General features: G+C 71.0%; 6 protein-coding genes and 1 pseudogene. 4 read left to right on the top strand and 3 right to left on the bottom strand.

All coding sequences use genetic code 11. From position 1 onward, the window contains the following. Both FV228_RS34150 and FV228_RS10905 read left to right on the top strand, forming a co-directional pair. Nucleotides 1-143: pseudogene (locus FV228_RS34150) on the top strand (ferredoxin--NAD(+) reductase); the annotation flags it as partial. A gap of 115 nt (nt 144-258) precedes the next feature. Continuing rightward, complete coding sequence (locus FV228_RS10905; RefSeq protein ID WP_147854648.1) at nt 259-1,311, top strand: hypothetical protein; 1,053 nt, start codon at nt 259-261, stop codon at nt 1,309-1,311. Between the two features lie 462 nt (nt 1,312-1,773). On the opposite strand, the gene FV228_RS10900 is transcribed toward FV228_RS10905, so the two are convergent. Beyond that, nucleotides 1,774-4,242 carry a glycogen/starch/alpha-glucan phosphorylase gene (locus FV228_RS10900; protein ID WP_238260774.1) on the bottom strand — a complete coding sequence of 823 codons (2,469 nt, stop codon included), beginning with the start codon at nt 4,240-4,242 and terminating at the stop codon, nt 1,774-1,776. 393 nt (nt 4,243-4,635) lie between these two features. On the opposite strand from FV228_RS10900, the gene FV228_RS10895 reads away from it, so the two are divergent. Further along, nucleotides 4,636-6,219: an alpha-amylase family glycosyl hydrolase gene (locus FV228_RS10895; protein WP_147854646.1), complete on the top strand. Its 1,584-nt coding sequence runs from the start codon at nt 4,636-4,638 to the stop codon at nt 6,217-6,219. 213 nt (nt 6,220-6,432) lie between these two features. After that, nucleotides 6,433-7,974, top strand: coding sequence for a glycogen synthase GlgA (gene glgA, locus FV228_RS10890; protein ID WP_147854645.1), 1,542 nt, complete (start codon nt 6,433-6,435; stop codon nt 7,972-7,974). Nucleotides 7,975-8,218: 244 nt separating this feature from the next. Here the strand turns inward: glgA and glgB are convergent, their stop codons facing one another. Beyond that, nucleotides 8,219-10,528 (bottom strand): 1,4-alpha-glucan branching protein GlgB, encoded by a 2,310-nt coding sequence (gene glgB / locus FV228_RS10885; RefSeq protein WP_147854644.1) that lies wholly within the window; start codon nt 10,526-10,528, stop codon nt 8,219-8,221. Next, nucleotides 10,525-10,706: hypothetical protein (locus tag FV228_RS10880; RefSeq protein WP_147854643.1), on the bottom strand; the 182-nt coding region annotated here is incomplete at its 5' end. The genes FV228_RS10880 and glgB, both read right to left, overlap by 4 nt.

Raw genomic sequence — 10,706 nt, 5'->3', positions numbered from 1 at the left:
GCTCCGGCCCGCTCACCGCCCACCTGCCGAGCCTGCGCGCCACCGACGTCGTCCACGTGGCCGGCGACATCGCCACCGTCGGCGCCGTGCAGGTGCTCGCCGCCTCGGTGGGCGCGCGCTGCTACCCGATCGTGCTCGACTGACCACGACGGCCGACCGCGGACCGCGCCCGGACCATCAGGGCTCCGCCCCGAGACCCCGCCACAGAGCCGGGGGCCCTTTGGGATCCCGTCATTTCCCGTGAGTCGGTCTGCGTCGATGCTCCGCGTGCTCTGCCTCGGCTACAGCGTCACGGAGCTGGCGGGCTATGTCGAGCGCGCCAACGCCCTGGCGGTGGCCGAGGGGCGGCCCGTCACCTTCCTGCGCAGCGGCTGGGGCGGCCACTCCCTGCCCTCGATCGCCTGCCTGATCGACGAGATCCTCGACGCCTGTCCCTGCGACCACGTCCTGCTGGAGCTGTTCACCGGCAACGTCCGCTACTTCGACGGCGCGACGATGCGGGCCTACCTGGACGACATCCTGGCGGCCACCGCCCGGCGGGGCCTGCCGGTGGCCTTCCTCAACCTCCACCAGGGCGGGGTCGATTACGCGGCCGAGCCCGTCGCCGCCCTGCTCGCTGAGTACCGCGCCCTCTACGGCATCGTTTGTCTCGACATCGCCGCCCCGGTGGCCGCCGCGGGGGCCGGGGACATCACCTACCTGCTGAAGGACGGGACCCATGTCGCCCCGGCCGGGGCCGAACTCTACGGCACCCTGGTCTACGCCTTCATGCGGGCGCCGCCCCCCGGCCGCGCCTATGTCGACCGGTTCCGGGGCTTGCCGGCCCGGTTCGAATCCCTGCCGCTGCGCACCCTCCCCGGCCTGGAATGCGGGTTCGAACTGCGCCGCAACGGCATCCCGCTGCACTTCCTGGAGATCCCCGAGGGCGCGCGCGTCGAGATCCCGCTCGGGCGACCGCGTCGCGTGATCGGCCTGCTCGTGACCTACGGGCCGCAGGCGGGCACGCTCACGATCCGGGATCCGGCACGCGGGCGGACGCGCGCGATCACCGCCTACGACGAATTCTCGTACTACATGCGCTCGGTCTACCGCACCGCCCTGTTCCCGGCCGCGCGCTCCCTGACGATCACGCAGGACTCCGCGCTGCCCGACATCGCCCTGCGCAAGGGCGAGCCGGACCGGGGGCCGCGTCTCGGCCGGGTGTCGCACGTGTTCTTCCGGCGCAGGCTCGGGCTCGCCGAGCGCGCGGCGCTGATCCGCCACCGGCTTCTCCGCAACCTGCGCCGGCTCACGGGTTTCCCGAGGGCCTGAGGCCCTACCTTTTCAAGGTGTTAGGCTGAGAGCCAGGATATGGCGTCGAGCCGGTCTGCACGGTCCTTTTCCCGGGCGCATGCAGCGCCAGCGGAATGCGACCCGGGACCCAGCACACGACGGCGCGCAGCGTCCGCCTGATCGACCGGTGCCGCTGGCGCGGCGCTTCGTGTGCTGGGTCCCGGATCAGGTTCCGCTTCGCTTCACCTGTCCGGGACAGGGACGCGCGTGATCCGCTCGGGAGCGCCGATCCCACGGCGCGCACGGGGCCGAACACCTTGAAAGCGAAGGGCCTGAAGCCCTCCGGCGGGGTGTCGGGGCAAGACATCCAGGACTTGGCCCCGACTTCGGGCGGAGCCCGGCACCAGGGCTCCGCCTTGGACCCGCGAAAGGTCCAAGACCTTTCGAAACCAGGACTTCCTTTCGAAACCAGGACTTCCTTTCGAAACCGGGACTTCTTCTTCAGCCCAGGCGGACGCGCCAGATCTCGTCCGCGTATTCGCGCATCGAGCGGTCGGAGGAGAACCACGCCATCCGGGCGGTGTTGCGGATCGCCTTGGCCCACCAGCCGCGCGGGTCGCGCCAGGCGGCGTCGATGGAGCGCTGCACCCGCCAGTAATCGTCGAAGTCGGCGGTGAGCAGGTACTGGTCGCGCTGGCGCAGGTCGTCGGTGAGCGGCCGGAACCGGCCCGGCTCCTCCGGCGAGAACCGCCCGGAGGCGATCATGTCCAGCGCCGCCGCCAGCCGGGGCGAGGCCTGGATCGCCTTCGCGGCGTAGCCCGGCTCGGCCTCGCGCGCCTGCACCCCGGCGGCGTCGAGGCCGAAGATGAAGATGTTGTCCGCCCCGACATGGTCGCGGATCTCGATGTTGGCCCCGTCCAGCGTGCCGACCGTGAGCGCGCCGTTGAGGGCGAACTTCATGTTGCCGGTGCCCGAGGCCTCCATGCCGGCGGTGGAGATCTGCTCCGACAGGTCGGCGCCCGGGATGATCGTCTCGGCGAGGCTCACCGAGTAGTTCGGCAGGAACACCACCTTCAGCCGGCCCGCGACCTCCGGGTCGTCGTTCACCGCCTTGGCCACGTCGCAGGCGAGCTTGATGATCAGCTTGGCCCGGACGTAGCTCGGCGCCGCCTTGCCGGCGAAGATCTTGACCCGGGGCGTCCAGTCCCGGTGCGGCTCGGCCTTGATCGCCTGGTAGAGCGCCACCGTCTCGACGACGTTGAGGAGCTGGCGCTTGTACTCGTGGATGCGCTTGACCTGGATGTCGAACAGCGCGTCCGGATCGATGTCGATGCCGGTGCGCTCGGCCACGACCTTGGCGAGCGCCTCCTTGCGCTGCCGGCGCACGGCGGCGTAGCGCGCCACGAAGGCCGGATCCTCGGCATGGGCCTCGAGGCCCCGGAGCAGCTCGGGATCGTCGAGGACGCCCGCGCCCACCGTCTCCACGGCGAGCCGGGTGAGGCCCGGGTTGGCGTTGTGGAGCCAGCGCCGGAAGGTGATGCCGTTGGTCTTGTTGACGATCTTGTCCGGATCCAGCGCGTGGAGCGGCGCGAACACCGTGGACCGCATCAGGTCGGTGTGCAGCGCCGAGACGCCGTTGACCCGCCGGGCGCCGTGGAAGGCGAGGTGCCCCATCCGGACCCGGCGGCCATGGGCCTCGTCGATCAGCGAGATCGAGGCCAGGTAGGCGGCGTCCTGGTGGGCGGCGTCCTGGCGGCCGTGCTTGGCCTGCTCCTCGAGATGCATCCAGTTGATCAGGTAGATGATCTGCATGTGGCGCGGCAGCAGCCGCTCCATCAGCTCCACCGGCCAGGTCTCCAGCGCCTCGGGCAGCAGGGTGTGGTTGGTGTAGTTCAGCGTGTGGGTGGTGACGTGCCACGCATCCTCCCAGGAGAGGTCGTGGTCCTCCATCAGGATGCGCATCAGCTCCGGCACCGCGATGGCCGGGTGGGTGTCGTTGAGCTGGATCGCGGCGTGGTCCGGTAGGGACCGCACGTCGCCGCGCTCCATGACGTGGCGGGCGATGAGGTCCTGGAGCGAGGCCGAGGTGAAGAAGTATTCCTGGCGCAGGCGGAGTTCCTGCCCGTCGGCGGAGGAATCGCTCGGATAGAGCACCCGGGAGATCGCCTCGGCCCGCATGCGCGCCGCCACCGCGCCGACATGGTCGCCGTCGTTGAAGCGACCGAGGTCGACCGGCTCGCCGGCCTCCGCCTTCCACAGGCGCAGCCGGTTGACGTGGCGCCCGCGCCAGCCGACCACCGGGATGTCGTGGGCGACCGCCCGCACGGTCTCGGCCGGCTGCCAGTGGCGGCGGATCACGCCCTCGCCGGGCGAGGACAGGGTGACGGTGCCGCCGAAGCCGATCGCGTAGGTCGCGTCGGGCCGGACGAACTCCCAGGGATTGCCCTCGGCGAGCCACGTCTCCGGCGCCTCGCGCTGCCAGCCGTCCTCGAAGGACTGGCGGAACAGGCCGTGATCGTACCGGATGCCGTAGCCGATCGCCGGGATGCCGATGCTGGCCATGCTGTCCATGAAGCAGGCGGCCAGCCGCCCGAGGCCGCCGTTGCCGAGCGCGGCGTCCGGCTCGGCATCCTGCACGGCGTCGAGATCGACCCCGAGTTCCCGCAGCGCCGCCCGGGTCGTGTCGGTGAGGCCGAGGTTGTTCATGGCGTCCGACATCAGCCGGCCGATCAGGAATTCGAGCGAGAGGTAGTAGACCCGCTTGTTCGGCACGGCCTTCTCGGAGGCCATGCAGGCCGCCACGACCCGCTCCCGCAGGGCCATCGCGGTGGCCACGAACCAGTCGCGCGGACGGGCGGATTCGGGGGTCCGGCCGAGCGCGAAGGTGAGCTTGGCGCGGATCGATTCCCGCAGGTCGACCACGGTGTCACCGGTCTGCGACAGGAGCGGCGCGGTCCAGGCGGCGGCCATCGGCATCTCGGCCGCGCTGTCGTCGCGCAGGGCGTCCCGCTGGGCGGGCGGAGTGAGAACGTCGTTCAGCACGTGCGGGTCCCCCAAAGTCAGCGCCCCGGAGTCTAGTGCCGGGGCTATCGTGGGCGGATTATCTCTTTTGATGGATTGCCACCGCGTGAACGGGCGGGCGATCCGTGCCCCGAAGCCGCGACTGTGCGACCGGCTTCCTGGCGAAGTCGTGGCGGTGCCGCCCCGACCGGGGCGTGCGACGGCGCGGCCGGAGATATGGCGCGACTACGTGACATTCTAGACACAACGGCCGGCACCGCCAGCCCGCGTCGCGCGCATCTGCGCCGTCGCCAGCGCGCGGCTCAGCGGTTAACCCTGGGCCGGGGATTCGCGAGGCGCAGCATGACCGAGACCGTCTGGTGGAAGCGCGGGACCGTCTACCAGGTCTATCCGCGCTCGTTCCAGGACACGAACGGCGACGGGGTCGGCGACCTGCCGGGAATCACGGCGCGGCTCGACTACCTCGCGTGGCTCGGGGTGGACGCGGTGTGGATCTCGCCGGTCTACCCCTCGCCCATGGCGGATTTCGGCTACGACGTCGCCGATTACTGCGGCATCGACCCGTTGTTCGGCACGCTGGCCGACTTCGACGCGCTCGTCGCCGAGGCCCATCGGCGCAAGCTGAAGGTGATCCTCGACTTCGTGCCCAACCACTCGTCGATCGCGCATCCGTGGTTCGCGCAGAGCCGGTCGTCGCGCTCCAGCCCGCAGCGGGACTGGTACATCTGGCGCGACCCGGCCCCGGGGGGCGGTCCGCCGAACAACTGGGTGTCGAACTTCGGAGGCCCGGCCTGGACGCTGGATGAGGCCACCGGCCAGTACTACTACCACGCCTTCCTGGCCGAGCAGCCGGACCTGAACTGGCGCAACCCCGCCGTGCGGGCCGCGATGCACGACGCGCTCCGCTTCTGGCTGGACCGCGGGGTCGACGGGTTCCGGGTCGACGTGATCTGGCACCTGATGAAGGATGCCGGATTCCGCGACAACCCGGCCAATCCCGACTACGCGCCGGGCACGCCCGAGATCAACCGCTTCACCCAGGTCTATTCCGCCGACCGCCCGGAGGTGTTCGACGTCATCGCCGGGATGCGGGCGGTGCTGCGCCGGTACGGCGAGCGGGTGCTGATCGGCGAGATCTACCTGCCGATCGAGCGGCTGGTGGCCTATTACGGCCCCGACCTCACCGGCGCCGACCTGCCCTTCAACTTCCAGCTGATCCAGACCCCGTGGCGGGCCGACGCGGTCGCCGACCTCGTGGCCCAGTACGAGGCGGCGCTCCCCGAGGGCGGCTGGCCGAACTGGGTGCTGGGCAACCACGACCAGCCGCGGATCGCCGCCCGGGTGGGCGAGGCCCAGGCCCGCATCGCCGCGATGCTGCTGCTGACGTTGCGCGGCACCCCGACCCTCTATTACGGCGACGAGATCGGGCTCGGCCGCGTCGCGATCCCGCCGGGGCGCGCCCGGGACCCCTGGGAGCGCAACGAGCCCGGCCACGGCCGCGACCCGGAGCGTACCCCGATGCAGTGGGACGAGGCCCCGCAGGCCGGCTTCTCGGCCGCGGAGCCGTGGCTGCCGCTCTCGGAGGATTGGGCCACCCGCAACGTCGAGGCCCAACGCTCGGATCCCGGCTCGATGCTGACCCTGCACCGGCGGCTCCTGGCGCTGCGGCGCGACCACCCGGCGCTCTGCGTGGGCGACTACCGGGGCCTGCCGGTCGAGGCCGGGGATGTGCTCGCCTACGAGCGCTGCGCCGACGACGCGTGCCTGCGCGTGATCCTGAACTTCGGCGGCGATCCGCACAGCCTGTCCCTGCCCGAGGGCGACTGGACGGTGCTGCTCTCGACGCTGGCCGGCCGGGCGGGGGCGCGCGCCCGCGAGACCCTGACGCTCGGGCCCGACGAGGGGGTGATCCTGCGCCGCTCCTGAGCCCGCCCCTGCCATCTCTTGTCGCAGTGCAGCACGGACATCGCGCCATGGCGAAATCTGTAACCGAAGCTTAAGGCTGACGCTGGCCTAAATTGTGCGTCGCAGCGGAACGGGTGCGACGGAGGAGCATTGGACATGGTTGAGGCCGTGACAGCCGTGTCTGCCCGATCCTCTGCCAGACCGGGGCCTTCCGCCCGGCCGGGATCGATGCCCATGCACGATGCGCTCCGCGGTGGCTCCCTCGCCGATGAGGCCTTCGGCGAAGGCGGCGGTGCCGCAGTGCCGTTCACCAACCCGGCCTGGCCGGCCTCGCTGCGCCGCCGCATCCTGTACGCCACCCCGGAGATGGCCGACTTCGTGAAGACCGGCGGCCTCGGCGAGGTCTCGGCCGCCCTGCCCCGGGCCCTGGTGCCGCATTACGACATCCGCGTCCTGATCCCCGGCTACCGCCAGGTCCGGGCCGCGTTCCCCGACATCCCGGTGGTCGCCCGGCTCGAGGGCTTCGCGGGCGTGCCCCCCTGCGACCTCGGCCTGGTCGAGGCCGCCGACGGCCTGCGCATCTACGTCCTGCTGGCCCCCGACCTGTACGAGCGCGACGGCACGCCCTACGGCGACGCGAACGGCGATTTCGGCGACAACGACCTGCGCTTCGCCCGCCTGAGCCTCGCGGCCGCGGAGATCGCCGCCGGCGCCGATTCGGACTGGGCCGCCGACCTGCTGCATCTCAACGACTGGCAGGCGGCTCTGGCCCCGGCCTACCTGGCCTGGCGCGGCCGGCGCATCCCGAGCGTGCTGACGATCCACAACCTCGCCTATCAGGGCCTGTTCCCCCGCGACAGCCTGGGCCGCCTCGGCGTGCCGGACTCGGCCTTCCAGGTCGACGGCGCGGAATTCTACGGCCAGCTGTCGTTCCTCAAGGCCGGCATCTTCTACGCCTCGCAGGTCACCACGGTGAGCGAGACCTACGCTCGGGAGATCCAGACCCCCGAGATGGGCTGCGGCCTCGACGGGCTGCTGCGCACCCGCGCCGGCCAGGGCCGCCTCGCCGGCATCCTCAACGGCATCGACGAGACCTGGGACCCGAGCACCGACCAGCACCTCGCCACCCGGTTCGAGGTCGACGACTGGAAGGGCAAGCGCGCCAACGCCGAGGCGGTGCGCCAGCAATTCGGGCTCGCGGTCTCCCGCGGGCCGCTCTTCGCCATCGTCTCGCGCCTGGTGCACCAGAAGGGCATCGACCTGAGCCTGCAGGCGGCCGAGGCGATCGTGGCCGAGGGCGGACAGCTCGTGGTGATCGGCCAGGGCGAGGGCCGGTTCGAGCAGGCCCTGCGCGGCCTGTCCAAGCGCCACCCGGACGCGGTCGGCGTGCATGTCGGCTTCGAGGAGGCCCAGGCACGGCGGATGTTCGCCGGCAGCGACTTCCTGCTGATGCCCTCGCGGTTCGAGCCGTGCGGGCTCGCCCAGATGTACGCCCAGCGCTTCGGCTCGCTGCCGATCGTGCACCGCACCGGGGGGCTGGCCGACACGGTGGAGGACGGGGTGACCGGCTTCACCTTCGCGGAGGCCTCCGCCCCTTCCTTCGGGGCGGCGGTCCGCCGGGCCTTCGAGGCGTTCGGCCAGAAGAAGCGCCTCAACGCCATGCGCCGACGTGCCATGGCCGCCCGGTTCGGCTGGGACCAGGCCGCCGACAGCTATGCCGGCCTCTACGCCCGTGCGATGGGCAACAGCCCGGCGCTGCGCTGGCGCGCCGCGTAGGGCTGGCGCTTCGGCAGGCTCCGAATCTATTCCCGGCGCGGCAGGATCATCCAGTCCCGACCTGACACGCGTTCCCTCCCCCCTCTGCGGGAGAGGGCGGGCCGTCAGGCCGGGTCGGGAGAGGGGCAGCTCGACGGTTCAGGATCTCACGCCTGTCGCGCGCTTTCCGGAAACGGCGCTCCCCTCTCCCGACCCCTGCTGACGCAGGGGCCACCCTCCCCCGCAGAGGGGGGAGGGATTTACGTCACCGCTCCAGCAAAAAAATCATCGTGGCCAGCGGCGGCAGGGTCAGCGACAGGGATTGGGCCTGGCCGTGGCTCGCCTGGCCGTCGGTGTGGCCGCCGCCGTTGTTGCCGAGGTTCGAGCCGCCGTAGACGCCCGCGTCCGAGTTGAACGCCTCCCTGTAAAAACCCGCCTCCGGAACGCCGACCCGGTAGCCCTCCCGGGGGATCGGGGTGAAGTTCGACACCACGATCGCGACCTCGCCCGGCTTGGCGCCCTTGCGGGCCCAGGCGATGACGCTGTTGTCCTGGTCGTCGGCCACCAGCCACTGGAACCCGGTCGCCTCGACGTCCCGGGTGTGGAGGGCCGGGGTCGAGACGTAGAGCCGGTTGAGGTCCCGCACCACGTCCTTGACGCCCTTGTGCAGGGGGTCGTCGAGCAGGTGCCAGTCCAGGCTGATGTCGTGGTTCCACTCCCGCTCCTGGCCGAACTCGCCGCCCATGAACAGCAGCTTCTTGCCGGGATGCCCCCACATGAAGCCGAAATAGGCGCGCAGGTTCGCGAATTTCTGCCAGCGGTCGCCCGGCATCTTGCCGAGCAGCGAGCCCTTCCCGTGCACGACCTCGTCGTGGGAGAGCGGCAGGATGAAGTTCTCCGAGAAGGCGTAGAGCAGCCCGAAGGTCAGGTTGTGGTGGTGGTAGCGGCGGTGGATCGGATCCTCCGACACGTATTTCAACGTGTCGTGCATCCAGCCCATGTTCCACTTGAAGCCGAAGCCGAGGCCGCCCGTGTAGGTCGGGTGCGAGACCCCCGGCCAGGAGGTCGATTCCTCCGCCACCGTGATGGTGCCGGGGGCGTGGCTGTAGGTCGCCTCGTTGGTCTTGCGCAGGAAGTCGATAGCGTCGAGGTTCTCGTTGCCGCCGTAGCGGTTCGGGATCCACTCGCCCTGCCGGCGCGAATAGTCGAGGTAGAGCATCGAGGCCACGGCATCCACCCGCAGGCCGTCGAGGTGGTAGTGCTCCAGCCAGAACCGGGCGTTGGCGGCCAGGAAGGTCGCGACCTCGGTCCGGCCGAAATTGTAGATGTAGGTGCCCCAATCCTGGTGGAAGCCCTGGCGCGGGTCGGCGTGCTCGTAGAGGTGCGTGCCGTCGAACAGGCCGAGCCCGTGCGCGTCCAGCGGGAAGTGGCCGGGCACCCAGTCGAGCATCACGCCGATGCCGGCCTCGTGGGCTGTGTCCACGAAGGCCGCGAAATCCTCGGGCGTGCCGAAGCGGCTGGTCGGGGCGAACAGCGAGACCGGCTGGTAGCCCCAGGACCCGTCGAACGGGAACTCGGTGATCGGCAGCATCTCGATATGGGTGAAGCCCATATCCTTGACGTAGGGGATCAGCCGCTCGCCCAGCTCCTTGTAGGTGAGGTAGCGGTTGCCCTCCTCGGGCACCCGCGCCCAGGAGCCGAGGTGGACCTCGTAGATCGAGATCGCGGCGTGGCGCGGATCCTTGGCGCCGCGGGTCGTCATCCAGCCGGCGTCGCGCCAGTCGAACTCGCCCGTCCCGTGGGTGACCGAGGCCGTCTCCGGCGGGTGCTGCGCCGCGAAGGCGACCGGGTCGGCCTTGAGCGGGATCAGGGCGCCGTCCGGGCCGCGGATCTCGAACTTGTAGCGCTCGCCGGCCTTGAGGCCGGGCACGAACACCTCCCAGATCCCGCCTTCCTGCCAGAGGCGCATCGGGTGGCGCCGCCCGTCCCAGTCGTTGAAGTCGCCGACGACGCTGACCTTGCGGGCGTTGGGCGCCCACACGGCGAAGCGGAAGCCGTCGATGCCGTCGAGCTGCCCCGACTGGGCGCCGAGCATCCGGTAGACCAGGTTGGTGCCGACCTCCCGCAGGGTCGCGACGTCGTAGGGCTCGATCGAGGAGCCGAAGCCGTAGGGGTCGAAGCGGCGCCGCTTGGTCCCGTCCCAGAACTCGACCTCGATCTCGTAGAGCGGCCGTCCCTCGCCCTCGACCCGGGCGACGTAGAACCCGTCCGGGTGCCGCTTCTCGAACGGCACGGTGCGTTCGCTCGTCACCAGGGCGGCGGAGCGTGCCTCGGGCAGGACGGCGCGGACCTCCCAGGCGTTCGGGCCGACCCGGTGGGGGCCGAGCACGGAGAACGGGTCGCCGTGGTTGGCGGACATCAGCGCGGCGATCGCGTCCGGATGGACGCCCGAAGGGGTGCCCGAACGGGGGCCCGCCTGCGCCGAGGCGGCTCCGGCGTTCGGGACGTCCGCGTTCCGCGCGCTCGCCGCTTCCGGGTCGATCCGCGGTGCGAAGGTCTCGTCGGTCGCCGTCATACAGTTTCTCCGGGCTCGTGGCCGTCCGTGTCCAGAATGGTGAGAACCCCCCGGGCGGGGATTTCGATCCAGTCCGGCCGGTTGTTGGCCTCGTAATCGACTTCGTAGAGCGCCTTGGTCAGCAGGCAGAGGCGCAGCAGCCGCGTCCGGGTGGCCGGGTCGGTCACGGCCGCCCGGA

Origin of the sequence: Methylobacterium sp. WL18, assembly GCF_008040015.1 — a bacterium.
GTDB classification, from domain to species: domain Bacteria; phylum Pseudomonadota; class Alphaproteobacteria; order Rhizobiales; family Beijerinckiaceae; genus Methylobacterium; species Methylobacterium mesophilicum.
The sequence above is the reverse complement of the archived record's forward strand: the minus strand, read 5'-3'. Positions and strand labels throughout refer to the sequence as shown.

Coding starts and splice junctions, on each gene's coding strand:
- FV228_RS10895 (WP_147854646.1), top strand. CDS start 4,636: ATGACCGAGACCGTCTGGTGGAAGCGCGGGACCGTCTACCAGGTCTAT.
- FV228_RS10900 (WP_238260774.1), bottom strand. CDS start 4,242: ATGGCCGCCGCCTGGACCGCGCCGCTCCTGTCGCAGACCGGTGACACC.
- glgA (WP_147854645.1), top strand. CDS start 6,433: ATGCACGATGCGCTCCGCGGTGGCTCCCTCGCCGATGAGGCCTTCGGC.
- FV228_RS10905 (WP_147854648.1), top strand. CDS start 259: ATGCTCCGCGTGCTCTGCCTCGGCTACAGCGTCACGGAGCTGGCGGGC.
- glgB (WP_147854644.1), bottom strand. CDS start 10,528: ATGACGGCGACCGACGAGACCTTCGCACCGCGGATCGACCCGGAAGCG.